This window comes from Noviluteimonas gilva, assembly GCF_009740395.1.
Lineage (GTDB): Bacteria > Pseudomonadota > Gammaproteobacteria > Xanthomonadales > Xanthomonadaceae > Noviluteimonas > Noviluteimonas gilva.
The window spans coordinates 483,378-510,366 of record NZ_WOXT01000001.1 but is presented as its reverse complement, the minus strand read 5'-3'; the positions used below and the strand labels follow the sequence as shown (position 1 = coordinate 510,366).

Annotated in this window: 23 protein-coding genes, 2 tRNA genes, 1 rRNA gene and 2 pseudogenes; 14 read left to right on the top strand and 14 right to left on the bottom strand. The window is 66.7% G+C overall.

Annotation, left to right across the window (positions count from 1 at the left end; genetic code table 11):
- Window positions 1-58: 58 nt before the first annotated feature.
- Window positions 59-916, top strand: a complete 858-nt coding sequence (locus GN331_RS02365) for a DUF5694 domain-containing protein (RefSeq protein ID WP_156639966.1) — start codon at window positions 59-61, stop codon at window positions 914-916.
- Window positions 917-935: 19 nt separating this feature from the next.
- Here the strand turns inward: GN331_RS02365 and GN331_RS02360 are convergent, their stop codons facing one another.
- The 3 genes from GN331_RS02360 to ubiK form a co-directional block, all read right to left on the bottom strand.
- The gene (locus GN331_RS02360; protein ID WP_156639964.1) at window positions 936-1,343 is read right to left on the bottom strand and encodes a nuclear transport factor 2 family protein; all 408 of its coding nucleotides are present in this window, start codon (window positions 1,341-1,343) and stop codon (window positions 936-938) included.
- Between the two features lie 64 nt (window positions 1,344-1,407).
- Entirely contained in the window at window positions 1,408-2,916 is a 1,509-nt protein-coding gene (locus GN331_RS02355; RefSeq protein ID WP_156639962.1) for a YifB family Mg chelatase-like AAA ATPase, read from the bottom strand.
- 10 nt (window positions 2,917-2,926) lie between these two features.
- Entirely contained in the window at window positions 2,927-3,190 is a 264-nt protein-coding gene (gene ubiK, locus GN331_RS02350; RefSeq protein ID WP_156641195.1) for a ubiquinone biosynthesis accessory factor UbiK, read from the bottom strand.
- Between the two features lie 152 nt (window positions 3,191-3,342).
- Between ubiK and GN331_RS02345 the strand changes: the two genes are divergently transcribed.
- On the top strand, window positions 3,343-3,681 hold the full coding sequence (locus GN331_RS02345; RefSeq protein ID WP_156639961.1) for a P-II family nitrogen regulator: 339 nt from the start codon (window positions 3,343-3,345) through the stop codon (window positions 3,679-3,681).
- A gap of 5 nt (window positions 3,682-3,686) precedes the next feature.
- On the opposite strand, the gene GN331_RS02340 is transcribed toward GN331_RS02345, so the two are convergent.
- Both GN331_RS02340 and speE read right to left on the bottom strand, forming a co-directional pair.
- Complete coding sequence (locus GN331_RS02340; RefSeq protein WP_197426972.1) at window positions 3,687-4,532, bottom strand: DUF3667 domain-containing protein; 846 nt, start codon at window positions 4,530-4,532, stop codon at window positions 3,687-3,689.
- A gap of 39 nt (window positions 4,533-4,571) precedes the next feature.
- Window positions 4,572-5,420, bottom strand: coding sequence for a polyamine aminopropyltransferase (gene speE / locus GN331_RS02335; RefSeq protein WP_156639958.1), 849 nt, complete (start codon window positions 5,418-5,420; stop codon window positions 4,572-4,574).
- A gap of 124 nt (window positions 5,421-5,544) precedes the next feature.
- Here speE and speA point away from each other — a divergent pair, with 124 nt between their 5' ends.
- The gene (gene speA, locus GN331_RS02330) at window positions 5,545-7,431 is read left to right on the top strand and encodes an arginine decarboxylase (protein ID WP_156639956.1); all 1,887 of its coding nucleotides are present in this window, start codon (window positions 5,545-5,547) and stop codon (window positions 7,429-7,431) included.
- A gap of 51 nt (window positions 7,432-7,482) precedes the next feature.
- Here the strand turns inward: speA and GN331_RS02325 are convergent, their stop codons facing one another.
- From GN331_RS02325 to radC, 5 genes are read right to left on the bottom strand one after another with little or no spacing between them, the layout of a single operon-like run.
- Window positions 7,483-8,238 carry an SDR family NAD(P)-dependent oxidoreductase gene (locus GN331_RS02325; protein ID WP_156639954.1) on the bottom strand — a complete coding sequence of 252 codons (756 nt, stop codon included), beginning with the start codon at window positions 8,236-8,238 and terminating at the stop codon, window positions 7,483-7,485.
- Between the two features lie 4 nt (window positions 8,239-8,242).
- Window positions 8,243-8,806, bottom strand: coding sequence for a methyltransferase family protein (locus GN331_RS02320; RefSeq protein WP_156639953.1), 564 nt, complete (start codon window positions 8,804-8,806; stop codon window positions 8,243-8,245).
- Between the two features lie 13 nt (window positions 8,807-8,819).
- On the bottom strand, window positions 8,820-9,569 hold the full coding sequence (locus GN331_RS02315; RefSeq protein WP_156639951.1) for an SPOR domain-containing protein: 750 nt from the start codon (window positions 9,567-9,569) through the stop codon (window positions 8,820-8,822).
- Window positions 9,569-11,257 (bottom strand): arginine--tRNA ligase, encoded by a 1,689-nt coding sequence (gene argS, locus GN331_RS02310; protein ID WP_331713334.1) that lies wholly within the window; start codon window positions 11,255-11,257, stop codon window positions 9,569-9,571. Before argS ends, GN331_RS02315 begins: the two co-directional genes overlap by 1 nt.
- A gap of 36 nt (window positions 11,258-11,293) precedes the next feature.
- Window positions 11,294-11,983 (bottom strand): RadC family protein, encoded by a 690-nt coding sequence (gene radC, locus GN331_RS02305; RefSeq protein ID WP_156639947.1) that lies wholly within the window; start codon window positions 11,981-11,983, stop codon window positions 11,294-11,296.
- 98 nt (window positions 11,984-12,081) lie between these two features.
- On the opposite strand from radC, the pseudogene coaBC reads away from it, so the two are divergent.
- From coaBC to GN331_RS02290, 3 genes and pseudogenes are all read left to right on the top strand, one after another.
- Window positions 12,082-13,310: pseudogene (gene coaBC, locus GN331_RS02300) on the top strand (bifunctional phosphopantothenoylcysteine decarboxylase/phosphopantothenate--cysteine ligase CoaBC).
- Window positions 13,307-13,768, top strand: a complete 462-nt coding sequence (gene dut, locus GN331_RS02295; protein WP_156639946.1) for a dUTP diphosphatase — start codon at window positions 13,307-13,309, stop codon at window positions 13,766-13,768. Before coaBC ends, dut begins: the two are co-directional and overlap by 4 nt.
- Before the next feature lie 17 nt (window positions 13,769-13,785).
- The gene (locus GN331_RS02290) at window positions 13,786-16,173 is read left to right on the top strand and encodes a phosphomannomutase/phosphoglucomutase (protein ID WP_156639944.1); all 2,388 of its coding nucleotides are present in this window, start codon (window positions 13,786-13,788) and stop codon (window positions 16,171-16,173) included.
- Window positions 16,174-16,185: 12 nt separating this feature from the next.
- Here the strand turns inward: GN331_RS02290 and GN331_RS02285 are convergent, their stop codons facing one another.
- Window positions 16,186-16,908: a hypothetical protein gene (locus tag GN331_RS02285; RefSeq protein ID WP_156639942.1), complete on the bottom strand. Its 723-nt coding sequence runs from the start codon at window positions 16,906-16,908 to the stop codon at window positions 16,186-16,188.
- Window positions 16,909-16,948: 40 nt separating this feature from the next.
- Window positions 16,949-17,608: an orotate phosphoribosyltransferase gene (pyrE, locus tag GN331_RS02280; protein ID WP_331713333.1), complete on the bottom strand. Its 660-nt coding sequence runs from the start codon at window positions 17,606-17,608 to the stop codon at window positions 16,949-16,951.
- A gap of 117 nt (window positions 17,609-17,725) precedes the next feature.
- Between pyrE and GN331_RS02275 the strand changes: the two genes are divergently transcribed.
- The 3 genes and pseudogenes from GN331_RS02275 to GN331_RS02265 form a co-directional block, all read left to right on the top strand.
- Window positions 17,726-18,499: an exodeoxyribonuclease III gene (locus GN331_RS02275; protein ID WP_156641193.1), complete on the top strand. Its 774-nt coding sequence runs from the start codon at window positions 17,726-17,728 to the stop codon at window positions 18,497-18,499.
- On the top strand, window positions 18,496-19,860 hold the full coding sequence (locus GN331_RS02270) for an AmpG family muropeptide MFS transporter (RefSeq protein ID WP_156639940.1): 1,365 nt from the start codon (window positions 18,496-18,498) through the stop codon (window positions 19,858-19,860). The genes GN331_RS02275 and GN331_RS02270 overlap by 4 nt, the downstream gene beginning before the upstream one ends.
- Before the next feature lie 40 nt (window positions 19,861-19,900).
- Window positions 19,901-20,107: pseudogene (locus tag GN331_RS02265) on the top strand (hypothetical protein); the annotation flags it as partial.
- Between the two features lie 90 nt (window positions 20,108-20,197).
- Here the strand turns inward: GN331_RS02265 and GN331_RS02260 are convergent.
- Window positions 20,198-21,310 carry an anhydro-N-acetylmuramic acid kinase gene (locus tag GN331_RS02260; protein WP_331713332.1) on the bottom strand — a complete coding sequence of 371 codons (1,113 nt, stop codon included), beginning with the start codon at window positions 21,308-21,310 and terminating at the stop codon, window positions 20,198-20,200.
- A gap of 7 nt (window positions 21,311-21,317) precedes the next feature.
- Window positions 21,318-22,739, bottom strand: a complete 1,422-nt coding sequence (locus GN331_RS02255; RefSeq protein ID WP_156639936.1) for a peptidoglycan DD-metalloendopeptidase family protein — start codon at window positions 22,737-22,739, stop codon at window positions 21,318-21,320.
- Window positions 22,740-22,923: 184 nt separating this feature from the next.
- Between GN331_RS02255 and tyrS the strand changes: the two genes are divergently transcribed.
- The 5 genes from tyrS (at window position 22,924) to GN331_RS02230 (ending at window position 26,838) form a co-directional block, all read left to right on the top strand.
- Window positions 22,924-24,135 carry a tyrosine--tRNA ligase gene (tyrS, locus tag GN331_RS02250; protein ID WP_331713331.1) on the top strand — a complete coding sequence of 404 codons (1,212 nt, stop codon included), beginning with the start codon at window positions 22,924-22,926 and terminating at the stop codon, window positions 24,133-24,135.
- A gap of 25 nt (window positions 24,136-24,160) precedes the next feature.
- The gene (locus GN331_RS02245) at window positions 24,161-24,631 is read left to right on the top strand and encodes an MgtC/SapB family protein (RefSeq protein ID WP_156639934.1); all 471 of its coding nucleotides are present in this window, start codon (window positions 24,161-24,163) and stop codon (window positions 24,629-24,631) included.
- A 414-nt stretch (window positions 24,632-25,045) separates the two neighbouring features.
- A 16S ribosomal RNA gene (locus tag GN331_RS02240) occupies window positions 25,046-26,590 on the top strand.
- 76 nt (window positions 26,591-26,666) lie between these two features.
- Window positions 26,667-26,742, top strand: a tRNA-Ala gene (locus GN331_RS02235).
- A 19-nt stretch (window positions 26,743-26,761) separates the two neighbouring features.
- A tRNA-Ile gene (locus tag GN331_RS02230) sits at window positions 26,762-26,838 on the top strand.
- Window positions 26,839-26,989 lie beyond the last annotated feature (151 nt).

The window sequence follows — 26,989 nt, the reverse complement described above, 5'->3', positions numbered from 1 at the left end:
GCGGGCCACGCATCCGAATCCAGATACCCCCCCGCCAACGAAGAAAGGAATTCGATCGATGCGTGCAGTCAATGGACGGTTTGCGCTGGCGCTCGTCGCCACGGTTCTGGTCGCCTCCGTCGCCATCGCGGCGCCCGCAACGGACACGCAGCCCGACGCGGATTTCCTGTTCGTCGGCAGTTTCCACATGAACAACCCGGGCCGCGACGTGCACAACACGCGCGCCGACGACGTGCTCAGTGCGAAGCGCCAACGCGAGATCGCGGACGTCGCGCGCCTCATCGCGCGCTTCAAGCCGACGAAGATCATGGTCGAAGCCGACGTCGCGTCGCAGGCGAAGCTGGACCAGGCCTTCGCCGCCTCCTGCCACGGCAAGCGGCCGTTGACGCGCAACGAAACCGAGCAACTCGGCTTCCGCATCGCTTGCGATGAAAAACTGAATGGCGTCGTCGCGGTCGATTGGAACGACATGGGCCCGATCAAGGACGAGGCGAGCGTCGACTGGCCCAAGGCGATCGAACGCCACGGCCAGCAGGCGCAGCGCGCGAAGGACGACGCGATCGGCAAGGCGGTGAACGACGAAGACCAGCGCGTGCTCGACACGGGCACGATCGGCGACATGCTCGTGCGCCTGAATTCACCCGAGTGGCTGCGTGCGAATGCGCAGGCCTATTTCCGCATCGGCCTGTACGGCACGGCGGACGATCCCATCGGCGCGAACTGGGACATGCTCTGGTACGGCCGCAACCTGACCATCTTCAACAACATCGTGCGCCGCACCGAACCCGGCGACCGGGTGCTCGTGCTCTACGGCGCCGGCCACGGCAACTGGCTGCGCCAGCTCGCGACCGATTCGGGCAAGTACCGCGTGCAGGACACGCAGCGCTGGTTGCAGGAAGGCGCGCCGACGGAATGACGGCGCCGCGCGCCGCGCACTAGTGGCCTTGCATCTGTTTCGCCGGGGCGTCGGTCATCGCCGTCTCGGTGTGGATCGCGCACAGCCATTTGCCGTCGCGCCGCACCCAGGTGCTGGAATCGGACATGCGCACGCGTTCCTCGCGGTCGGCCGCGGTGGTGGTCTGGTCGACTTCGTAGGTGACGATCGCGACGTCGTCGGACGGTCGCAACACTTTCGTATTCGACAGGTCGAAGGCCTTCAGCGCGAAGCGTGGGTCTTCGGCCATCTTGCGGTAGCCGGCGTGGTCGAACTGCATCGAACCGTGGCTGGAGACCATCAGCGCGGGCTCGGCGAGCAGGCCGAGCGCGGTGTCGGTATCGCCGTCGACCATCGATTGCCAGAAGCGGTGTTCCAGCGCGATCAGATCCTTGTCGGTGTCGGGCATGACGCGTTTCTCGGGCGCGGGAGGGCGAGGTGTAACAGCGCCCGCCTTCGCACGGAGTGAAAACTCAGGTTGCCGAAGCGCCGCGGTCCAGGGTGCGGTAGCCGATGGCCTCGGCGAGATGTTGCGTTGCGATGAAATCGCTGTCGTCCAGGTCGGCGATGGTGCGCGCGACACGCAGGATGCGATGCAGCGAGCGCGCGGAGAGATCGAAGGCGGTCATCGCGCGTTCGAGCAACGCGCGGTCGTGCGGCGCGAGGCGACAGGTGGCGTTGGTCGCGCGCGCATCGAGCAAGGCGTTCGCCATGCCGGCGCGCGCGATCTGTCGCTGGCGGGCCGTCACGACACGGGCCCGCACGCATTCACTCGCTTCGCCTTCCGGCGCTTCTTCGCGCAGGGTTTCGGGCGGCACGCGCGGGACATCGACATGCAGGTCGATGCGATCGAGCAGCGGACCCGACACGCGTGCGCGATAGCGATCGATGACTTCCGGAAGACAGCGACACTTGCCGCTCGCATCGCCGGCCCATCCGCACGGACAGGGATTCATCGCGGCGACGAGCTGGAAGCGCGCCGGATATTCCGCGCGCGAGGCGGCGCGCGACACGACGACGGTCCCCGATTCGAGCGGTTCGCGCAGCACTTGCAGCGTGTGGTGTCCCCATTCGGGCAATTCGTCGAGGAACAGCACGCCGTTGTGCGCGAGCGAGACTTCGCCCGGTCGCGCATCGGGCCCACCGCCGATCAATGCGACCGCGCTGCTCGTGTGGTGCGGCGCGCGAAACGGACGCAGGCGCCAACGCGCGGCGTCGACACCCCGGCCACTGATGGATGCGACCGCCGCGGATTCGAGCGCTTCGACTTCGCTCGCTTCCGGCAACACGCCCGGCAGGCGCGAAGCGAGCAGCGTCTTGCCGCAGCCCGGCGTGCCGACGAACAAGAGATGATGTTGGCCCGCGGCCGCGATTTCCAACGCGCGACGCGCACGCAGTTGCCCGCGTACGTCGCGCAGATCCGGCGCGTGGCGTGCAACGACCTCCACGGCTTCCGCGCGCGGCAAGGTCTTCTCGCCGGCCAGCGCCGCGCAGACTTCCAGCAGGGTGCGCGCGACCACGACCTCCGCCGAGGCGACGAGCGCCGCTTCGGCCCCGTTCTCCTGCGGCACGATCAATCGCCGCTTCGCCTCCGCCGCGGCGATCGCGGCCGGCAGCACGCCGTCGACGCCGCGCAACTCGCCGGTGAGGCCGAGCTCGCCGAGGAACTCGACATCGCGCAATGCATCGTTCGACAACTGCCCGCTCGCGGCCAGGATGCCCAGCGCGATCGGCAGGTCGAATCGCCCGCCACGCTTGGGCAAGTCCGCCGGCGCGAGGTTGACGGTGATGCGCCCATCGGGAAAGGCGAACTGCGCGCACTGCAGTGCGGCGCGCACGCGGTCCTTCGCCTCGCGCACGGCGGCGTGCGGCAGGCCGACGACCGTCAACGAGGGCAGGCCACCCCCGACATGCACTTCCACGCGGACGGCAGGCGCGCGCACGCCAACGCGTGCACGCGTGTGCACGAGCGATAAGCCCATGACGGTGGCGCTAGTGGCGCGGGGCTGGCGTGTCGCGCTGCGCTTCGAGATCGGCGACGGTGCGCTCGAGCTCGTCCAGCTTCTCCCGCGTGCGCAGCAGCACGGCGCGCTGCACTTCGAACTCCTCGCGGGTGACCAGGTCGAGCTTGGACAGGCCGGTCTGCAGGACGGACTTGAAGTTCTCCTGCAGCTCTTCGCGCCCCTCGCGGAGGGAGGGCGGGACGAGGCTGCTCAGGCGCCGCGCGAGGTCGTCGAGTTTTTCCAGGTCGATCATGGCGCTCATATCCCTCAAGTCCTCGGTCTGCGCGAGCTTGTCCAAATTCCGGGCCGGCCGCCATCAGGCGATGGGGCAACGACCCGTGGGTATTTTCCTACAGCCGCTCCAAGCGCGGTTATGCTGCGGGGACGCGACATGGAGACGACGTGATGAAGATGGTCATGGCGATCATCAAGCCTTTCAAGCTGGACGACGTGCGCGAAGCGCTGTCCGAAGCGGGCGTGGCGGGCATCACCGCGACCGAGGTCAAGGGCTTCGGGCGACAGAAGGGCCACACCGAGCTGTATCGCGGCGCCGAGTACGTGGTCGACTTCCTGCCCAAGATCAAGCTGGAGGTCGCGGTCACCGACGACCAGGTCGACGCGGTGGTCGAAGCGATCATGCAGGCCGCGGGCACGGGCAAGATCGGAGACGGCAAGATCTTCGTGTGGGAACTGGATCGCGTCGTGCGCATCCGGACCGGCGAATTGGACGGCGACGCGCTCTAGTCGCCTCAGTCGAAGTACAACGTGATCCACAGCAGCGCAAAGCGATAACCGAGGAAGGTGAGCATCGCGCCGAGGGTCAGGATCAGCGCCTGCACGACGCGTGCGGCGCCCCGCGCGCCGTACACCGGCCCCGATGCGATGTACAGATACAGCGCGCACAGCACCAGGTGCGCGATCGCCAGGGCGTTGTCGAGCAGTTGCGAGGACAGGCCCCGTCCGCCGAACCACACGTCGAGCGCCGGGACGAGCAAGGCCACGCTCAGCAACAGCAACATGAACGCATGGAAGTGCAGCGAGAACGCCGCATGCGCGACGAACGGGCGGCGGCTCCGGCGATAGACGATCGCGGCCATGACGGCGAACGGCGGCACCATCAGCGCGACGAGCGACTTCGCATGGTCGGCGACCGCCTTGTCGAACACGGGTGCGTACGCAGCCATCGTCGACCCGCGCGCCGCGATGTGATCGGCGATGATCGGCTGCACCCACTCGCTCCACGGTTGATTGCGCAGGTGCTGCGCCAAGGGCGTTGCGAACACGTTCGATCCGGTCAGCGTTTCCATGCCGACGAACAGGACGTTGGTCAGCAGGAAGAACGCGATCGGCCCGATGTAGGGCTTACGCGGCCCCTGCAGGTAGCGCACCGTGAGTTGGCCCGGATGCCGGAACAGGCAGCGCACGGTGCGGATCAGGCGCGCATCGAGGTTGGTGACCGACTGCGACAACTGCGCGAGCAAACCGCGGAAGCGCAGGTCGCGCGCCCGCAGGCGGCGTTCGCCGCAGGTCGGGCAGTACTCGGTGGCCACGTCCCGAACGCAGGTCGGGCACGTCCATGCCGTTTCGTCGCTCACGCCGAGGGTTATACACCCCGGCGTGAACAACGCCGGACGTTATTCGCCGAGCGCTTCGGCCACGAACGGAATCGACGCCATCGCGCCCTGGTGGACGTCGGCGGTGTAGTACTTGGTCTTGAACGTCTTCGCGCGCGCATCGACGGCGCGGTAGTCGAAGCCGCCGGACTTGCGCGCCAGCGTGCAGCTCCACCAGCCCGTCGGATAGCACGGCTGCGGGAAGGGCAGCGTCTTGAACGTGGTGAAGCCGGCCTTGCCCATTTCGCCGCGCATTTCCTTGATCAACTCGAGCAGCACCAGCGGCGACTCGGACTGCTGCACGAGGATGCCGTCGTCCTTCAGCGCGCGGAAGCACGAGGCGTAGAACGCCTTGTTGAACAGGCCTTCGGCCGGGCCGACCGGATCGGTGGAATCCACGATCACGATGTCCACGCTGCCCGCCGGGCAATTGGCCATGTACGCGATGCCGTCGTCGAACAACAACTCGGCGCGCGCATCGTTGTTGGAATCGCACAACTCGGGGAACCACTTCTCCGCCATGCGCGTGACTTGCTCGTCGATGTCGCACTGCGTGGCCGATTCGACGCCCGGGTGCTTGAGCACTTCGCGCAGCGTGCCGCAGTCGCCACCGCCGATGATGACCACGCGCCTGGGGTCGCCATGCGTGAACAGCGCCGGGTGCGACATCATCTCGTGGTACAGGAAGTTGTCGCGCGTGGTGAGCATCATCGCGCCGTCGATCAGCATCACGTTGCCCCAGTCGGTGCTCTCGAAGATTTCGATCTTCTGGAACGGCGACTGCACCTCGTCGAGCTTGCGCGTGATGCGATAGCCGATGGCCGAACCGGCGGGCTCGAAGTTCTCGTACATCCAGGTGGGTTGCGTCATCGCGGCGGGTCCGGCGGGGCGTGGGGGCGCGCATTGTAGGGCGTCGGCCGTTTTGGCGGTGCGTTCGGGCCATGGGGCCTATACTTCGCGCCCTTTCCATCCCCCAGCACGAGGAAGCACGCCGATGACCGGTTGGTCCGTCGACCAGGCCCGCAAGACCTACTCCATCCCGCATTGGTCGGAGGGGTATTTCGATGTCGATGGCGCCGGGCGCGTCACGGTGTTGCCTCGCGGCGGACAGGGCCCGGCGATCGCGCTGTCGGAGGTCGTCGACCGGGCCAAGGCCAACGGCGCCAAGCTGCCGTTGCTCGTGCGCTTCCCCGACATCCTCGGCGACCGCCTGCGCAAGCTGCAGTCTGCCTTCGCGCAGGCGCAGGCCGATTGGGACTACAAGGGCGGCTACACGGCGGTCTATCCGATCAAGGTCAACCAGCACGCCGGCGTGGCGGGCACGCTCGCCTCGCACCACGGCGAAGGCTTCGGCCTGGAAGCCGGCAGCAAGCCCGAACTGATGGCCGTGCTCGCGATGAGCCGGCCGGGCGGGCTCATCGTCTGCAACGGCTACAAGGATCGCGAGTACATCCGTCTCGCGCTGATCGGCCGCAAGCTCGGGCTGCAGACCTACATCGTGGTCGAGAAGCCCAGCGAGCTGAAGCTGGTCATCGAGGAAGCGCAGGCGCTGGACGTGCGGCCGGGCATCGGCGTGCGCATGCGGCTGGCCTCGCTCGGCGCGGGCAAGTGGCAGAACAGCGGTGGCGACAAGGCGAAGTTCGGTCTCTCGCCGCGCCAGGTGCTCGACCTGTGGAAGACGCTGCGCGACAGCGGCCACGGCGACTGCCTGGGCCTGCTGCACTTCCACATGGGCTCGCAGATTTCCAACGTCCGCGACATCGCCAACGGCATGCGCGAGGCGGTGCGTTACTTCGTCGAGTTGTCCAAGCTCGGCGCGCAAGTGAAGTACATGGACGTCGGCGGCGGCCTGGGCATCGATTACGAAGGCACGCGTTCGCGCAGCTATTGCTCGATCAACTACGGCGTCGCGCAATACGCGAACAACATCGTGCAGCCGCTCGCCGAAGCCTGCGAAGCGCACGCGTTGCCGCAGCCGCGCATCGTCACCGAATGCGGTCGCGCGATGACCGCGCACCACGCGGTGCTGATCGCGAACGTCGCTGAAGTGGAAGAAGCACCGGAAGGCCGCGTGCCGCCGATGCACGACGACGAACCCGCGGTGATCCGCCACTTGCGCGAGCTGCACGACGAACTCGATTCGCGCCCGGCGGTGGAGCTTTTCCACGACGCGCAGCACCACCATGGCGAAGGCCTGTCGCTCTACGCGCTCGGCCAGATCGACCTGACGCATCGCGCGCGCATCGACGATCTGTTCTACGCGATCGCGCATGCCGTGCGCGCGCGCCTGGACGTGGGCGAGCGTTCGCATCGCGACCTGCTGGACGAGTTGAACGAGCGCCTGGTCGACAAGTACTTCGTCAACTTCAGCGTGTTCGAATCGATGCCGGATGTGTGGGCGATCGACCAGGTGTTCCCGATCGTGCCGATCGAACGCCTCGACGAAGCGCCCGCGCGCCGCGGCGTGATCGCGGACATGACCTGCGATTCGGACGGCAAGATCGATACGTACGTGGAAAACGAAGGCCTCGACAGCTCGTTGCCGCTGCATCCCTTGCGGCATGGCGAGATCTATCGCCTGGGCTTCTTCCTCGTGGGCGCGTACCAGGAAATCCTCGGCGACATCCACAACCTGTTCGGCGATACCGATGCGGTGGAAGTGCACCTCGACGGCGATGGGTATGCGATGAGCCAGCAACGTCGTGGCGATACGACGGACGTGATGCTGGATTACGTCGGGTACAAGCTGGATGCGTTGCGAAGTGCGTACGCGAAGAAGGTCGACGACGCGGGATTGCCGGCGGAAGAGAGCGCGCGGATGAAGGATGCGCTCGAAGCCGGGCTCACTGCGTATACGTATCTGAGCGACGAACCCGTCTGAAGCTCTTCTCCCTCCCCTGCGAAGGCAGGGGAGGGCCGGGGAGGGGTTGCGTCAGTCGCGCGCAATCTGAAAACCGGCGAACGACTGCCGCGTAGGCATCATCTCCAACCGATTGACGTTCAGGTGGGGCGGCAGATTCGCCACCCACCAGATCGTGTCGGCGATGTCGTCCGCCGTCATCGGGTGCGCGCCCTTGTACAGCGCATCCGAGGCCGCCTGGTCGCCGTGCGTGCGCACGAGCGTGAACTCGGTTTCCGCCATGCCCGGCTCCAGCGCGGTGACGCGCACGCCCGTGCCGTGCAGGTCCGCGCGCAGGCCGAGCGAAAACTGCGAGACGAAGGCCTTCGTGCCGCCGTAGACGTTGCCGCCGGCGTAGGGGTACGTCGCCGCCGTCGAACTCACGTTGACGATCGCGCCCTGGCGTTCGATCAGCGTCGGCAGCAACGCGTGCGTGAGCACGACGAGCGCGCGCACGTTGGTGTCGATCATCGTCTGCCAATCGGTGAGGTCGGCTTTCTGCGCGGGCAAGGTGCCCTGCGCGAGGCCGGCGTTGTTCACGAGCAAATCGATGCCGGCGAAGTGCGGCGGGATGGCGTCGAGTGATGCGCGCATCGCGGCCTCGTCGCGCACGTCGAAGACGGCCGGATGCACGCGATCGGCGCCGAGTTCGTCGACGAGTGCTTGCAGGCGATCGGCGCGGCGGCCGGTGGCGACGATGTTCCAGCCGCCCGCGACGAACCGTTTCGCGGCCGCGGCACCGAAGCCGGAGGTCGCGCCGGTGATGAAAGCTGTGCGGGGCGTGGTCATCGTTTCACCAGAGATAGGGAATGAGGCGTTTGGTGGTGCCGGCGTAGTCGGGCCACGCGTCGGGGAAGGCGTCGGCGAGCATGCGTTCCTCCACGCGGATGCGATGCAGGAATGCGAGCGCGGTCGGCACGAAGGCGACGAGCGCGGGGAGCCATGCGCCGGTGCCCAGGCCGAAGCCGGCGACCGTCATCAGCGCACCGGTGTACGCGGGATGCCGCAGCAGGCGATAGGGCCCGCGTCGGATCAACGTCTGCCCGGGATGGATGGCGATGTCGACGGTGAAGTAGCGCGCGAGCGTGTGCACCGACCACCAGCGCAATGCCATGCCGGCGCCCATCACGGCCATGCCCGACCAAGCGAGGCGTGCGTCGCGTGCAGCGAGTTGCCCGTCGTCGCGGATCGCCAGCCAGAGCGCGAGCGCCATGCTCGCGAAGATGACGACGAACAGGATGTTGAGCGTGCCGTGGTCGCGCGCCTTGCGCTTGTCGCCGGAGCGACGCAGGCCGATCCACGACTGGCTGATGGCCCAGGCGATGCACGACGCGACGAAGACGTGCGCGTGTGTCATCGCCCGCGTGCGATCAACGCGCCTTGATCGCCATCGCCGGCAGGCCGCCGCCGCTCAGGCGCTTCTTGGCATCGGCGAGCTCGGACGCACTGCCGTACGGCCCCATGCGCACGCGATAGACGGTCTTGTCGGCGATCTGCGCCGATTCCACGCGCGCGCTCAAACCGAGCATCGCGATCTTCGCCTTCACCGCTTCGGCATCGCCGCTGGCCTGGAACGCGCCGGCCTGCAGCAGGTAGCGCGTGCCGTCGTCCTTCGGTTCGGGCTTGGTGACCGACGCGGCGGTGGTGGCCGGCGGCTGCGTGTTGGGCGAGGCGTTGGCATTGCTGGTGACGGCCGGCTGCGCGATGTCGGCGGCATCGGGATTGGCGGCGGCTTGCTGCTGCTTGGTCGCCGCGGCCTCGCGCGCTTCTTCCGCGCGCGCGGTTTCCGCGAGCTCGGCGTCGGACAGCGGCACTTCGTTGGAGGGCAGCAGCGTGTAGAAGTCGTACTGCGTTTCCTTCGGCTTGTCGCCCTTGGCCGGCGACGGCGTGGACTCGGGGACGATCGCATCGTCCTCTTCGGCGCTCGTCGTCGACTTGGGCTGCGCATCCGGATTGGGCTTCGGACGGAAGAAGCCGTCGCCGTCGCCCTTCGGCCAAAGCTTGGGCACGCCGACGACCAGCGCGAGACCGAGCGCAAGCCCAGCGAACAACCAGATCCAGGCGGGGTTGGAATCGCCCCCGTTGCGCTTCGCCTGCGACTTCCCGCGTCGTGCCGCCATCACATCTTCTCCGGGGCCGATACGCCCAGCAAATCCAAACCGTTCTTCAGCACCTGGCCGGTGCCGACGCTCAGCGCAAGACGCGCGTCGCGCTGGTTCGCATCATCCACCAGGATGGGCTGCGCGTGGTACCAGACGTGGAAGGCATTCGCCAATTCACGCAGGTATTGCGCGATGGCGTGCGGCTCGAGCGTCACGGCGGCGGTTTCGACGACTTCCGGGAAACGCGAGAGCTCCACCAGCAACGCCTGCGCCTGTTCATCCACCAGCGTATCCACGTGGCGCAGGCCGTTCGACATCTCGAAGGTGAAACCCTTCTCGGTGGCCTGGCGCAGCAGGCTGCACACGCGGGCGTGGGCGTACTGCACGTAGAAGACCGGGTTGTCGTTGCTCTGCGAGCGCGCCAGGTCGATGTCGAAGGTGAGCTGCGAGTCGGGCTTGCGCGCGACCAGGAACCAGCGCGTGGCATCGCGCCCGGCTTCCTCGATGAGGTCGCGCAACGTGAGGTAGCTGCCCGCGCGCTTGGAGAGCTTCACTTCCTGGCCGCCGCGCATGACGGTGACCATCTGGTGGAGCACGTACTCCGGCCAGTTCTTCGGGATGCCGCAGTCCAGCGCCTGCAGGCCGGCGACCACGCGCGCGAGCGAGCCGTGGTGGTCCGCGCCCAGCTCGGTGATCGCGCGCTCGTAGCCGCGCTGCCACTTGGAGCGGTGGTAGGCCACGTCCGGCAGGAAGTAGGTGAACGTGCCGTCGGACTTCCGCATCACGCGGTCTTTGTCGTCGCCGAAGTCGGTCGTGCGCAGCCACAGCGCGCCGCCTTCCTCGTACGTGTGGCCGTGGGCGACCAACTCGCGGACGGTTTCTTCGACGATGCCCTGCGTGTACAGCGAGGACTCCAGGAAGTAGACGTCGAAGGACACGCCGTAGGCGGCGAGGTCGGCGTTCTGTTCGCGGCGCAGCCAGGCGACGGCGAACTGACGCACGGCGTCGAGGTCGTTCGGATCCTTCGCGGCGTGGACGATATGGTCTTCGAACTCGACGGTGTCCCCGCGCAGGTAGGCGTTGGCGACATCGAGGATGTATTCGCCGCGGTAGCCGTCTTCCGGCCACGACGGATCGTCCGGCGTCTTGCCGAGCGCGCGCGCCTGCACCGACTTGGCGAGGTTGTCGATCTGCGCGCCGGCATCGTTGTAGTAGAACTCGCGCATCACGCGCCAGCCGTTGGCGGCCAGCACGCGCGCGATGCAATCGCCGATCGCCGCCGCGCGGCCGTGGCCCACGTGCAGCGGGCCGGTCGGGTTGGCCGAAACGTATTCCACGCCGACCGTGTGGCCCGCGCCGCTGGTGTTGTGGCCGTACGCCGAACCGCGCGCGACGATCTCGCGCAACTCGCGCCCATAGGCTGCCGGCGCCAGGTGGAAGTTGATGAAACCCGGGCCGGCGATTTCGACCTTCGCGACATCGTCCGAGGCAGGCAGCGCGGCGACGAGCGCCTGCGCGAGCGCGCGCGGATTGGTGCGCGCGGCCTTGGCGAGGACCATCGCGGCATTGGTGGAGAAGTCGCCGTGCGCGCGCTGGTTGGGGCGCTCGACCACGAAGGCGGGAATGTCCAGGTCCTGGGGGAGCGTGCCGGCGGTGCGCAGCGCGGCGATGCCCTGTTCGACGAGGGCGTTGATGGAAGCTTTCACGACGGTTGCCGGAGGCCGAAACGACGGTCGCATAGTCTACGGCACGCATGAGAAGAGCCCTCGTGCGGCCATGGAAAGCGGCGGGCCTTCGCCGACGATCACGTGGTCGAGCAGGCGGATGCCGAGTAGCCGCAGCGACGTCCGCATTTCCAGGGTGGTCCTGCGATCGTCGTTGCTGGGCTCGGGCGTGCCGCTGGGATGGTTGTGCCCGACCACCACGGCCGCGGCATTGAGAGCCAACGCGCGCTTGGCGATTTCGCGCGGATAGATGTCCGCCTGGTCCACGGTGCCGTGGAAGAGTTCTTCGAAGGCGATCATCCGCAGGCGCGTGTCGAGGAACATCACGGCGAAGACTTCCGCGCGGTGATCGCGCAGGCGCCGATGGAAGAATTCGCCGACCACGCCCGGGCCGGACATCAGCTCGCCGGGCTCGAGATTGGTGGCGTAGTGCCGATGGCCGAGTTCCAGCGCGGCCAGCAGCAGGCAGGCGCGTGCGCGGCCGATGCCGGGCAGCTGCTCCATCAGCAGCAAGGGCTGATCCAGCAATGCGCGCAGCGACCCTTGCGTATTCAGCAGGTGGCGCGCGGTGGTCACCGCGTCCTGGCCGCGCAGGCCGGACCCGAGGAAGAGGGCGATCAACTCGGCGTCCGACAGCGCGCCGGCATTGCCGCGGGCGGCGAGTTTTTCGCGTGGGCGTTCGAGGGTGGGCCAGTCGCGGATGCGCATGGCCACAGGGTGTCGTGCGGGCGGAGGGGTGTGTATCGGGGGAATGGAGGGGTTCGGGTAAGCTGGATGCCTGTTTCGTCGTGGGGGTTTTCCGACCGATGAAGGCCGAACCCGTCGCCGCCCTGCATGGCCGGAAGGTGCTGCTTTGCGTCTGCGGTGGCATCGCGGCGTACAAGGCCGCCGACCTGGTCCGCCGCCTGCGCGACGCCGGCGCGACGGTGCAGGTCGCGATGACGGAGAACGCGCAGCGCTTCGTCGGTGCGCAGACCTTCCAGGCGCTTTCGGGCCTGCCGGTGCGGACCTCGTTGTGGGATGCGGCGGCCGAACAGGCGATGGGCCACATCGAACTCGCGCGCTGGGCCGACGCCATCCTCGTCGCGCCCGCCACCGCCAACACGCTCGCCAAACTCGCGCACGGATTCGCCGACGACCTGGTCAGCACGCTGTGCCTGGCCACGACCGCGCCGATCACGCTGTGCCCGGCGATGAACCACCGCATGTGGTTGCACCCTGCCACGCAGGCGAACGTCGCGCTGCTGCGCGAACGTGGCGCCCGCATCGTCGGCCCCGCCGACGGGCCGCTCGCCGAAGGCGAATCCGGGCCCGGCCGCATGGTCGAGCCGCTCGACATCGTCGCCGCGCTCGCGGGGGCGATCGCTTGAGCCTTTCCGGCCTCCGCGTCGTCGTGAGCGCGGGACCGACCTACGAGGACCTCGATCCGGTCCGGTTCCTCGGCAACCGCAGCAGCGGGAAGATGGGATTCGCGATCGCCGCCGCCGCCGCGCGACGCGGCGCGGACACCGTGCTCGTCGCCGGCCCGGTGCATTTGCCGACGCCCGAGGGCGTGGCGCGCATCGACGTGCGTTCCGCAGCGCAGATGCACGCGGCCGTGCTCGATGCGCTGCCTGCCGACGTGTATGTCGGCGCGGCCGCCGTCGCGGATTTCACGCCCGAGCGCACGGCGACGTCGAAGATCAAGAAAGTGCCCGGCGAAGATGCACTCGTGCTGCGCCTGGTGCGCACGCCCGACATCCTCGCCGATGTCGCGCGCGATGCGCGCCGTCCGCGCGTGGTGGTCGGCTTCGCCGCGGAAACCGACGATGTCGCGACCTACGCGCGCCGCAAACTCGACGCCAAGCGCGTCGATCTCATCGCGGCCAATCGCGTCGGCCAGGCCGGCAGCGGTTTCGAGAGCGACGACAATGCGCTGGTCGTCTACTGGCGCGACACGCATTCAACGCTCGGCGAACGCGCACTCGGCCCCGCGCCGAAGACCGCGCTCGCCGATGCCCTGCTGGACCTGGTGGAGGAGCGATTGCACGCATGACGCACAAGGTGCTCGAAGTGAAGGTGCTGGACCCGCGCTTCGGCGACGAATGGCCAATGCCGGCCTACGCCACCGAACACAGCGCGGGCCTGGACCTGCGCGCCGCGCTCGACGCGCCGCTGCTGCTGGAACCGGGCGAGACGACGCTGATTCCCTCAGGGCTGGCGATCCACCTGGCCGATCCGACGCTGTGCGCGGTGATCCTGCCGCGCTCGGGGCTGGGCCACCGGCACGGGATCGTGCTCGGCAACGGCACCGGCCTGATCGACGCCGATTACCAGGGCCCGCTGATGATCAGCACGTGGAACCGGAGCCGTGAGTCCTTCACGATTTCGCCGGGCGACCGGATCGCGCAACTGGTCGTGTTGCCGATCGTGCGCGCGACGTTGCAGGTAGTGGATACTTTCGAAGAAAGCGCGCGCGGCAGCGGTGGCTTCGGCCATACCGGCGTGCGTTAAACGGGGGATTTGCAGGAATGACCGAACAAGACACCGCCGCACCGGCGAAGGGCAAACTCGGCATGGCGGGCGGCGCGATCAAGCCGCTCATGCCGGTCGTGGCCGTGGTCTGCGGGCTGCTCGCGCTCTGGCTCGCGTGGAGCGGGTGGGTGCAGTACCAGGCGCAAAGCCGCGAATCGACGATCACCAAGTCGCGCGACCAGGCCGCCAGGCAGATTTCCGAATCGGTCGCCAAGGAACTGGCCGAACTCGATACCCGCCTGAAGTCGCCGGCCGTGCAGGCCGCGCTTGCGCAAGGCAACCTCCCGGGCGCGGCCACCGCGCTGCGGCAGGGCTGGCCGGGCGCTGAGGCTTCAGAGATCTTCGCCGACGGGTTCGAAGCCGAATACAGCGCGTTGCCCAAGCTCGGCTTCGGCAAGGTGGGCGTCGCCGAAACGGCGATCGCCGAGAACAAGGCGGTCGCCGCGATCGTGCGCGATGGCGGCGGTCCGCGCCTGGCCGTTGCCGCGCCCGCGAACAACGGGCCGGTGCGCGTGGGCGTGGCGTACGTGCGCCTGCCGCTGGATCGCGCGACGGGCCCGATCACGCGCGGCAACGTGCGCGACGACAGTTACCTCGCGCTGCGCCAGGGCAGCTATAGCGTCGTCGAACGCGGCGACAAGGAACTCGCCAACGGCGCCGAAGTGCTCGCCACGCCGGTGAAGGGCACCAGCTGGCGCATCGCCGCCGGTTTGCCGGACGCGGGCAACGCGCCGTTCGGTCTCGGTGCGATGCCGTGCTGGGTCGCGGCGCTGGGGTTCGCGGTGCTGGGTTGGCTCGCGTTGCGTGCCGGACGCAAGCCTGCCGTCGCGGTCGCCGCCGAAGACGAAGCCGAAGCGCAGACGCTCGAACAGATGCAGTCGAACGCGCCCGCCTCTGCCCCGGCCGCGGCCGTGGTCGTTGCGCCGGTGGTGTCCGCCGCCGCGGTTCCGATCGGCGATGCGCCGAAGCCGCGCGCCGTCGATCCGGTCGCGCCCGCGGGCCAGGTGCTCATCGACAAATCGATCTTCCGCGCTTACGACATCCGCGGCATCGTCGGGAAGACGCTCGATGCGGGCGTCGCCGAATTGATCGGCCAGTCGATCGGTTCGCTGATGACCGAGCGCGGCCTGCACGACATCATCGTCGGCCGCGACGGGCGCCTGTCGGGCCCCGACATGATCGACGGCCTCGTGCGCGGCCTGCGCAAGACCGGGCGCAACGTCGTCGACATCGGCCTGGCGGCGACGCCGGTGGTGTACTTCGCCGCCTACCAGTTGCGCACGGGTTGCTGCGTCGCGGTGACCGGCAGCCACAATCCGCCGGACTACAACGGCTTCAAGATCGTCGTCGGCGGCGAGACGCTGTCGGGCAAGGCGATCGAAGACCTGTACGCGCGCATCGCCGAAGACCGCCTGCACGAAGCGCCCACGCCGGGCAACGTGCAGCATCGCGACGTGTCGAAGGATTACATCGACCGCATCTCGTCCGACGTGCAGCTCGACCGCCGCCTCAAGGTCGTCGTCGATGCGGGCAACGGTGTCGCCGGTGCGATCGCGCCGCAGGTGCTCGCGGCGATCGGCGCGGAAGTCATGCCGCTGTACTGCGAAGTCGACGGCACCTTCCCGCACCACCATCCGGATCCGAGCGAGGCGCACAACCTCGAAGACCTGGTGAAGATGGTCAAGCGCCTGGACGCCGACATCGGCGTGGCCTTCGACGGCGACGGCGACCGCCTCGGCGTGGTCACGAAGGACGGGCACAACATCTACCCCGACCGCCTGCTGATGCTGTTCGCGTCCGACGTGCTCGAACGCAACCCCGGCGCGGTCATCGTCTACGACGTGAAGTGCACCGGCCGACTGCCCGGCCAGATCCTGCGCCACGGCGGCAGCCCGCTGATGTGGAAGACGGGCCATTCGCTGATCAAGGCCAAGATGCGCGAGACCGACGCCGAGCTCGCGGGCGAGATGAGCGGCCACTTCTTCTTCAAGGAGCGTTGGTTCGGCTTCGACGACGGCATCTACGCCGCCGCGCGCCTGCTCGAAATCCTCGCAAGCCGCAGCGCCTCGCCGAGCGAAGTGCTCGACGCGTTGCCCGACGGCGTGTCGACGCCGGAGATCAAGGTGCCAGCGCCGAACGACGATCCGCATTCGTTCGTCGATCTGTTCAAGGCGAAGGCGAAGTTCGAAGGTGGGCGCCTGTCGTCGATCGACGGCCTGCGCGCCGACTGGCCGGATGGCTGGGGTTTGGTGCGTGCGTCGAACACGACGCCGGTGCTGGTGATGCGCTTCGACGGCGACAGCAAGGAATCACTCGCGCGCATCCAGGCCGCCTTCCGCGAACAGTTGCTCGCGGTGCGGCCGGATCTCGTGTTGCCGTTCTGATTCTTCGGTGGATCAGCCGCCCGTTGCGGGCGGCTGCGTTGCAGGCGCCGTGGCGGACTGCGCCGGCGCCATCTGGCCCTGCTTGATTTCGCGATAGCGCGCCAGGACCGAATCGAGTTCTTCGTCGAGGCTCGCGCGCTGCACGCGCTGCTGCGCGAACAGGCGCTCGCGGCGGCGCAATTCCGCATGCTGCGTGTTGATGTTCTTGCGCGCGACCGGCGTGATCGGCTTGCCGGCGAGTTCGTTTTCGCCCGCCTGCCGCAGCAGCGCGACCAGGCTCTGGCGCAGGCCGACGACGCCGAGCTCGGAGGCCTTCAGCGATTCCTCCAACAGGAGGATGCGTTCGGAGAACGACTTGCGCAGGTCTTCCTCGGTGGCGTACGACTCGGCCATCGCCATCTCGCGGCGTAAGCGTGCTTCGTCGTTTTCCGCGCGCACCTTGTCGGCGGCGGCGGCCGCCGCGGCTTCGGCGCGTTCGGCCGGCGTCATCGCGCGCTCGATCTCGCCCGTATGGCGGCCGCTGGCGTTGAACTCCGTGCGACGGGCGCCCGCGGCTTCGGCCGGCAGCGCATCGCCGCAGACCTTCGCGCCGTTTTCTTCCCAGCAATAGAGTTTCTTGTTCTTCTGCGGCTGCGCGCCGCGCTTCTGCGCGTGCCCATCGGCGGACACGAGGGCAAGCGCGAACAACGGCGCGAGCAACAATGTGGCGGTGGTGATCGTCTTGCTGGCAGGCATGGTCGCAGCCCCTGTTCTGCGTTTGTCCCGAAGCGCCGTGTCAGGGCGCGGTGGCGGTGCCGTAGCGCGCGCGGTAGGCGAGCAGGGCATCGCGATGGTCGACAAGGTCCGCGCTTTCGCCGGCAAACGCAAGCAGGTCGGCGAGGGTCGCGACGGCCACGACGGGCAGTCCGTGTTCATCGGCCACCGCCTGCGCGGCGGACTGCGCGTGCGCTTCGCTGGCGCGCTCCTGGCGGTCGAGCGCGATCACGATGCCGGCCGGGATGCCGCCGACGTCGCGGATGATCCCGAGCGCCTCGCGGATCGCGGTGCCCGCGGTGATCACGTCGTCGATGATGAGCACGCGTTTGCCGGCCAGCGGCGCGCCGATCAGCAGGCCGCCTTCGCCGTGCGCCTTGGCTTCCTTGCGATTGAAGGACAGCGGGAGGTCGCGGCTGCGGCGCGCGTATTCGCAGGCCACCGCGGTCGCCAGCGGGATGCCCTTGTAGGCCGGGCCGAAGAGAACGTCGAATTCGACGCCCGCCTCGTCGACCGCGTCGGCGTAGCACGCGGCCAGCTCGGCCAGCGCGGCGCCGGAATCGAAGCGGCCGGCGTTGAAGAAATACGGACTCTCGCGGCCCGACTTCAGCGTGAACGCGCCGAAGCGCAGAGCCTGCGCACGGAGCGCGAGTGTGAGGAAACGGGCGCGGTGGTCGGTCACGTGGGGCCGTGGGGCGTTGAGATGAAGCCAATGATAAGGCCCGGCGCCGAAGGGGTCCCGTCGGTGCGCGTGAATGGGCTAGGCTTGGCATTGCACCTTCGTTACGGGTCCCACGATTTGCGCATCGTCAGCTTCAACGCCAACGGCGTCCGCTCCGCGGCGGGCAAGGGGTTCTTCGACTGGTTCGCCGACCAGCGCGCCGACGTCCTCTGCCTCCAGGAAACCAAGGCGCAGGAACACCAGGTCTCCGGCCCCGAATTCCTGCCGAAGGGTTACAAGGCGTGGTTCCGCGATGCGACGACGAAGAAGGGCTACAGCGGCGTCGCGCTCTACAGCAAGCACGAACCCGACGAAGTGCGCACGAGCCTGGGCTGGGCGCCGTTCGACGATGAAGGGCGCTACATCGAAGCGCGCTTCGGCAAGTTGAGCGTGGTGTCGTTCTACATCCCGTCCGGCTCGTCGGGCGACCTGCGCCAAGGCTTCAAGTTCGAAGTGATGGAGTGGCTGCGGCCGATCCTCCACCACTGGCTGCACAGTGGTCGCGACTATGTGCTGTGCGGCGACTGGAACATCGTGCGCAGCGAGCTCGACATCAGGAACTGGAAGTCGAACCAGAAGAACTCCGGCTGCCTGCCGCGCGAGCGCGACTGGCTCAACGGCATGTGCGCGCAGAAGGGCGGTTGGGTCGACGCGTACCGCGCGCTGCATGCCGAAGGGCAGGACTACACCTGGTGGAGCAATCGCGGCGCGGCGCGCGCGAAGAACGTCGGGTGGCGCATCGACTACCAGTTCTGCACGCCGTCGCTGCGCGACAAGCTCAAGGCCTGCGCGATCCATCCCACGCCACGCTTCTCCGATCACGCGCCCTTCGTCGTGGATTACAACCTATGACGCAAGGCGGCTGGCGCACCGTGGTGCGCAACCTGCGCGAGCCCAAAGTGCTCGTGATGCTGTTGCTGGGGTTTTCGTCGGGCCTTCCGATCTACCTGGTCGGCAACACGCTCGGCTACTGGATGCGCGACAACAAGATCGAGTTGTCGACGATCGGGTTCCTGTCGTGGGTCGGCGTCGCGTATTCGCTGAAGTTCCTGTGGGCGCCGCTGATCGACAAGATCGATGCACCGGTGCTCGGGCGCTTGTTGGGGCGGCGACGCGGCTGGATGTTGCTCGCGCAGATCGTCGTCGGCGCCGCGCTGCTGGGCATGGCCTTCGTGCAGCCGGGCACCGGCGGATTGACGATCGCCGGCGTCGGGTTGAATCAGTTGCTGGTGTTCGGCGGGCTCGCGCTGGTGGTGGCGTTCGCATCGGCGACGCAGGACATCGTCATCGATGCCTGGCGCATCGAAAGCGCGGACACGCCGGACCAGCAGGGCATGCTGACCTCGTCGTCGACGCTCGGGTATCGCGCGGCGCTGCTGGTCACCGATTCGCTGATCCTGATCCTGGCCGGGCACCTGGGCTGGTCGGTGTCCTACGAAATCATGGCCGTGTTGATGACGGTCGGCATCGCCGCGGTGTTCATGGCGCGCGAGCCGGCGGTCAGCGTGCGCGCGGCGGCGACGCCGCATCCGGCGTTGTTCACGGCGCGGGGGTTGTTCGACGCGGTGATCGGGCCGTTCATCGCGTTCTTCCGCGACCACGGCAAGTGGGCGCTGTTGATGCTCGCGGCGATCAGCCTGTATCGCCTGCCGGATTTCCTGCTGGGGCCGATGGCCAATCCGTTCTATTCGGACCTGGGCATGGACAAGGACGTGGTGGGCGGGGTGCGCGGGTCGATCGGTCTTGCGGCCACGATCGTCGGCATCGCGGCGGCGGGCATCTCGTCGGTTCGGTTCGGCACGCTGCCCACGCTGGTCGCGGGCGCGATCCTCGGGCCGGGCTCGAACCTGGCCTTCTCCTATCTCGCACTGCACGGTGCGGACCCGGGCGTGTTCGCCGGGGTCATGGCGATCGACAACTTCTGCAACGGGTTCGTCGGCGTCGCGCTGATCGCCTACATGTCGCAGCTGACGCACGCGGGGTACACGGCCACGCAGTACGCGCTGCTCAGTTCCTTCTACGCGCTGCCGGGCAAGTTCCTGAAGGGCCTGACGGGCGTGGCGGTCGAACACCTCGAGCAGGGCCGCACCCTGCTGGAGGCCTACGCCCTGTTCTTCCTCGGAACTGCGTTGGTCGGTATACCGGCCGTGCTGTTGTGCCTGTGGCTGGCGATGCGGACGCCTGTACGCAAGGCGGCGGCCGCCGTAACCTGAGGCCGGGGAAGGCTTTCGCGGCTTTGGTCCGGGAGGCGCAGTGACGGACTTGGTATTGCGGGACATCGATCCGAACATGGCGGATCGCATCAAACGGCTCGCCGACGCGCGGGGCTGGAACATGCACGTCACCCTCGAAAACCTGCTGCAGCGCGGGCTGATGGCGTGCGAGCAGGGCGTGCACGTGCACTTCAACGACCGTGAGTCGAGTGCGCTGGAACAGGCGATCGCGGCGATGGAAGGCGTGCAGAGCGACCAGGGCTTCGGATTGATCGGCCGCGCGCCCGAAGCGCCGGCGCCGACGCACATCCTGGATCGCTGGGTCGAGGATCTCTAGCTAGCGCGGATACACGACACCGAGCACGCGCGGACCGCGCGCGCCGGTCACCGCAGGCACGTTGCCGGGACGTCCGGCCAGCGTTTCGCGTGCGAGCCACGCGAAGGCCATCGCTTCCACGAAGTCGGGATCGAGCCCATGTGCGGCCGTCGATTCGACGCGCACGCCCGGCAGGTTCGCGGCGATGCGCGCGAGCAACACCGGGTTGTGCACGCCGCCGCCGCATGCAAGCACGCGGCGCGTGTCCGGCTGGTGCGCGCGCAGCGCATCGGCGACGGTGCGCGCGGTGAGTTCGAGCAGCGTGGCCTGCACATCTTCCGGCGATTCGCCACCGCGTACTTGCGTGCGAACCCACTCGAGATGGAAGTGTTCGCGGCCGCTACTCTTCGGCGGCGGCAACGTGAACCAGGGTTCTGCAAGGAGACGTTCGAGCAGGGCTTCGTCGATGCGGCCGCTTGCAGCGAAGGCGCCATGCGCGTCGAACGGCGTGCCGTGGTGTTGTTCGCACCACGCATCCATCAAGGCGTTCGCGGGGCCGGTGTCGAAACCGCGCACGTCGCCCTGCTTCGGCAGCAACGTGAAGTTCGCGATGCCACCGAGGTTGAGCACTGCGCGCGCTTCATTCGCATCGTGCAGGAGCGCGGCGTGGAAGGCGGGCACGAGCGGCGCGCCCTGGCCACCGGCGGCGAGGTCGCGGCGGCGGAAGTCGGCGACGGTGTCGATGCCGGTGCGTTCGGCGATGACGTTCGCATCGCCGATCTGCCAGGTGAAGGGATGCGCGGCGGCGGGGCGATGGCGGATCGTCTGACCGTGCGAACCGATCGAACGCACGTCGCCCGGTGTCATTCGCGCGGATTGGATCAAACGCAGCGCGGCATCGGCGAAGGCTTCGGCGACCTGCACGTCGAGCATGCCGATCTCATCGAGCGATCGCGCGTCGCCGCCCTGGCCGAGCGCGACCAGGCGCGCACGCAGCGCCGGATCCCAGCGATAGGTTTCGCCGCGGACCAGCGTGCAGTGGGGTCCTTCGAAGCGGACGAGCGCGGCGTCGATGCCATCGGCGCTCGTTCCGGAGATCAGGCCGAGGTGGAGCTCTCCGTCGCGTGGGTCCACGCGAACGTCAGGCCTTCTTGTTCTTGACCGGCTTCGGCGGCGTACCGGCGTCGGCGTAGATCACCTTCTCGACGCTCTGGATGCGCGCGAGCGCATTGGAGGTCTGCGAACGGAACTGCGCGAGCGCGGCACCGTTGAGCGGTTCCGGCGGCGGCATCGTCACCGACAGCGGATTGCGGTGCACGCCGTTGATGCGGAATTCGTAATGCAGGTGCGGGCCCGTGGCCAGGCCGGTCATGCCGACGTAGCCGATCACCTTTCCCTGCGGAATGCGCTGGCCGTTCTTGATGTCGCCGAAGCGCGACATGTGGCCATAAAGCGTGGTGTAACCGCGGCCGTGGTCGAGGATGACCGCGCGGCCGTAACCGCCCTTCCAACCGACGAACTGCACGCGCGCGTCGCCCGCGGCCATGATCGGCGTGCCGGTGGACGCGCCGTAGTCGACGCCCTTGTGCTGGCGCACCGTGCCCAGGACCGGGTGGCGGCGCGAGCCGAACGACGAGGTGAGGCGCGCATACGGAATCGGCATGCGGATGAAGCTCTTCTTCAGCGGGCGGCCGTCGGCGGTGAAGTACTCCGCCTTGCCGTTGCGCTCGAAGCGGAAGCCCGAGTGCAGCTTGCCGCCGACGGTGAACGTGGCCGCCTGCACCGGACCGGTGCGGATCAGCTCGCCGTCGCGCCAGGTCTGTTCGACCACGACGCTGAAGCGGTCGCTCGAGGCGACGTCTTCGTTGAAGTCGATGTCGTACTTGAAGATGTCGTCGGTCAGCGTATTGATCGCGCCGCCCGACAGGCCGAGCTTGCGCGCCGAATGGAACAACGACTTGCCGACGGTGCCGCTGATGACGACGGTGCGCGACTCGGTCGGGCGCACGATGACGTTTTCGCGGACCTGGTCGCCGTCGAAGCGGTATTCGACGCGGTGGGTTTCATCGCGGTCGTAACGGAACGCGCGCAGCTGGCCGCCGACCGGCAGGTCGAACGCGAGCTCGGTGCCGGGCTTCATGCGCGTCAGCGCCTGCTTCGCGCCGGGCTGGTCGAGCAGCTGGTGCATGGTGGCCGCGGGCACGTCCATGTCTTCGAACAGGCTGCCGAGGGTCTGGCCGCGTTCGACGTGGACGATCTGCCAGCTGTCGCCGGTCTGGCCGCGCAACTTGGCGACCGACAGCGGCGGCAACGAAAGGGCGAGGGTGGTGCGGGCCTGCGCCGGCGCGAGGCCGTCGGCATGGCGCGAACCGGCGAAACCGGGGACGATGGCGCCCACCAGCGCGGCCAGCGTGGCGAACAGGCTGACGTGGGCCCACTGGCGACGGGTCCAGCGGCCGCTGAAGCCAGCGGGCAGCCGCGCGACCACATGGCGATGGAGCGCCGCTTCACGCAGGATGTCGAGCCGCGCGCGGCGTGCCTTGTCGATGCCGGATTTGCCCATGTCGCTTCCCCTTACGAAATCCAGTTATCGCGACGTGAGCCGCGCGTAACGGCGCTACCATAGACACGCTAGAAAGCTGCGTCAAACCCTTGAGCGCAATGGATTTTTCGTTTTAACCCCGCTTTAACGCTACCTTCACGATCCGGGTCACGGATTCGTAACAACCCTCACCGAGTTCATCTTTGTGTCGATCCAGGCTGCCCTAGAACTCATCGGCCGCGGCGCCGACGAAATCCTCAAGCGCGACGAGCTGGAAAACCGGCTGAAAATCGGCCGTCCGCTCCGCATCAAGGCCGGTTTCGACCCGACCGCCCCGGACCTGCACCTGGGCCATACGGTCCTGCTCAACAAGATGCGGCAGTTCCAGGACCTGGGGCACCAGGTGATTTTCCTGATCGGCGACTTCACCGGGATGATCGGCGACCCGACCGGCAAGAACGTCACCCGCAAACCGCTGACGCGCGAAGACGTCGAATCCAACGCGCGCACCTATGCCGACCAGGTGTTCAAGGTGCTCGATCGCGAACGCACCGAGCTGCGCTTCAACAGCGAGTGGTTCGGGCAGATGAGCGCGGCCGACATGATCAAGCTGGCGGCGCAGCACACCGTCGCCCGCATGCTCGAGCGCGATGATTTCGCCAAGCGGTATGCCGCGCAGCAATCGATCGCGATCCACGAGTTTTTGTATCCGCTCGTGCAGGGCTACGACTCGGTGGCCTTGAAGGCCGACGTCGAGCTCGGCGGCACCGACCAGAAGTTCAATCTGTTGATGGGGCGCGGGCTGCAGGAGCATTTCGGGCAGGCGCCGCAGATCGTGCTGACGATGCCGCTGCTCGAAGGCCTCGACGGCGTGCAGAAGATGAGCAAGTCGCTCGGCAACTACATCGGCATCAACGAGCCGGCGATCGACATGGTCACCAAGACGATGAAGATCGGCGACGAGCTGATGTGGCGGTGGATCGAGTTGCTGAGTTTCGACATCGGCGCGGCCGAAGCGGTGCGCCTGAATGCCGAAGTCGCATCGGGTGCGTTGAATCCGCGCGACGTGAAGCTGCGCCTGGCGCGCGAACTCACCGCGCGCTTCCATGGCGAGCCGGCGGCGGAGGTCGCGATCGCCGGATGGAATGCCGCGGTGCGTGGCGAAGGCGACATCGCATCACTGGAATTGCAGGATGTGATGGTGCCGGCCGAGGGGCTGCGCATCGCGCAACTGCTAGTTGCCGCAGGGCTCGCGCCGAGTAACTCGGAAGCCAATCGCAAGCTGAAAGAGCGCGCCGTGCGCGTGGATGGCGCGGTGGTCGAAGACGCTGCGCGGGTTTTCGCGCCCGGTTTCGAGGGCGTGCTGGCGATCGGCAAGCGCAACTTCGCGCGGGTGAGGCTGATCACCGCATCGTGAGATCGGCTGCGGCAGTCTCCGGACGATGATCGGAGACTGGCACCCGCAATGGATCCTCGTGGCCGGCACCATGTACGCCATGGTGCTGGGCGGCGCGGTTGGATTCGAACGCGAGATGAAAGATCGCCCCGCGGGGTTCCGCACGCACATGCTGGTGTCGGGCGCGGCCGCCTTGCTCGTCGGACTCGGGCCGCTGATCCTGTCCGATCCTGCCTTCACCGGGCGCGGTGAATTCCTCCGCCTCGATCCGATCCGCCTGGTCGAAGCGACCATCACCGGCGTTGCGTTCATCGGCGCCGGCACGATCTTCAGTCATCGCTCGAAAGAACAGGTCGCCGGCATCACTACGGCCGCTTCGTTGTTGATGGTCGCGGTGATCGGCATCGTCGTCGCGCTGCGTTATTACCTGCTCGCGCTGCTCGTCACTGCGTTGACGTTGCTCGTGTTGTTCGGACTGAGTTGGATCGAACGTAAATTCAGTCGAAAAAACAGTTGAACCTTTCCGCCGAATCGGCATAATGCGCGGCCCGCAGGGAGCGGGTGCGGCAGTGGTTTCGCCGCAAGCGATGACTTCACTGAATCGCACGTCGCTCCCTCAGAAATTATCTTCATCGGGTGTTGACGTTCTTCGGAACGCCTGTATGATGTGCGGCTCCCTCGGGCACTTTGGTGCGGCGGGGGAAGGGAGAAGGCGCTGAGGCCGATCCCATTGATCTTTGACAGTGTGCGCAGGTGACTTGTGCGGGCGTCTGGCGGGTGGATAACTGTCCATCTTGCAGACGTTCGTAACAGAGCAACAAGTCAATTCAAATGGTAAGCAAGCAATTGCGAGCCAGCGAGTGATTTCGAGCCTGGGACGACGACTGCACTCAAGCAATTTGGCAAGGACTTTTGTCCGAACCGCAAAACTTAAGTGAAGAGTTTGATCCTGGCTCAGAGTGAACGCTGGCGGCAGGCCTAACACATGCAAGTCGAACGGCAGCACAGCAGTAGCAATACTGTGGGTGGCGAGTGGCGGACGGGTGAGGAATACATGGGAATCTGCCCTGTCGTGGGGGATAACGTAGGGAAACTTACGCTAATACCGCATACGACCGGAAGGTGAAAGCGGCGGACCGCAAGGCGTCGCGCGACTGGATGAGCCCATGTCGGATTAGCTAGTTGGCGGGGTAAAGGCCCACCAAGGCGACGATCCGTAGCTGGTCTGAGAGGATGATCAGCCACACTGGAACTGAGACACGGTCCAGACTCCTACGGGAGGCAGCAGTGGGGAATATTGGACAATGGGCGCAAGCCTGATCCAGCCATGCCGCGTGAGTGAAGAAGGCCTTCGGGTTGTAAAGCTCTTTTGTCCGGAAAGAAAAGTTCGCGGTTAATACCCGTGGATTATGACGGTACCGGAAGAATAAGCACCGGCTAACTTCGTGCCAGCAGCCGCGGTAATACGAAGGGTGCAAGCGTTACTCGGAATTACTGGGCGTAAAGCGTGCGTAGGTGGTTCGTTAAGTCTGATGTGAAAGCCCTGGGCTCAACCTGGGAATGGCATTGGAAACTGGCGACCTAGAGTGCGGTAGAGGGTAGTGGAATTCCCGGTGTAGCAGTGAAATGCGTAGAGATCGGGAGGAACATCCGTGGCGAAGGCGACTACCTGGACCAGCACTGACACTGAGGCACGAAAGCGTGGGGAGCAAACAGGATTAGATACCCTGGTAGTCCACGCCCTAAACGATGCGAACTGGATGTTGGGTGCAACTAGGCACTCAGTATCGAAGCTAACGCGTTAAGTTCGCCGCCTGGGGAGTACGGTCGCAAGACTGAAACTCAAAGGAATTGACGGGGGCCCGCACAAGCGGTGGAGTATGTGGTTTAATTCGATGCAACGCGAAGAACCTTACCTGGTCTTGACATCCACGGAACTTTCCAGAGATGGATTGGTGCCTTCGGGAACCGTGAGACAGGTGCTGCATGGCTGTCGTCAGCTCGTGTCGTGAGATGTTGGGTTAAGTCCCGCAACGAGCGCAACCCTTGTCCTTAGTTGCCAGCACGTAATGGTGGGAACTCTAAGGAGACCGCCGGTGACAAACCGGAGGAAGGTGGGGATGACGTCAAGTCATCATGGCCCTTACGACCAGGGCTACACACGTACTACAATGGTGGGGACAGAGGGCTGCAATCCCGCGAGGGTGAGCCAATCCCAGAAACCCCATCTCAGTCCGGATTGGAGTCTGCAACTCGACTCCATGAAGTCGGAATCGCTAGTAATCGCAGATCAGCATTGCTGCGGTGAATACGTTCCCGGGCCTTGTACACACCGCCCGTCACACCATGGGAGTTTGTTGCACCAGAAGCAGGTAGCTTAACCTTCGGGAGGGCGCTTGCCACGGTGTGGCCGATGACTGGGGTGAAGTCGTAACAAGGTAGCCGTATCGGAAGGTGCGGCTGGATCACCTCCTTTAGAGACTAAACGGACGGCATGATTGCCCGTCCAGGCGTCCGCACAAGTGACCTGCATTCAGAGCGTCCCGGCACACGGGGCCATAGCTCAGCTGGGAGAGCACCTGCTTTGCAAGCAGGGGGTCGTCGGTTCGATCCCGACTGGCTCCACCACTCGCCCTGCCTGACATTTGGGTCTGTAGCTCAGGTGGTTAGAGCGCACCCCTGATAAGGGTGAGGCCGGTGGTTCGAGTCCTCCCAGACCCACCAACTCTGAATGACAATTGCGCACACAAAAAGATTAGAGACGCCCCTGGCGCTGAAGCCTTGTGCGTGTTCTTTGACAATCGGGATGTAGCGAGCGTTTTGAGACGAATGTCCATGACGTGTCGTAGAGGCTAAGGCGAGGTGCGAGAGCACC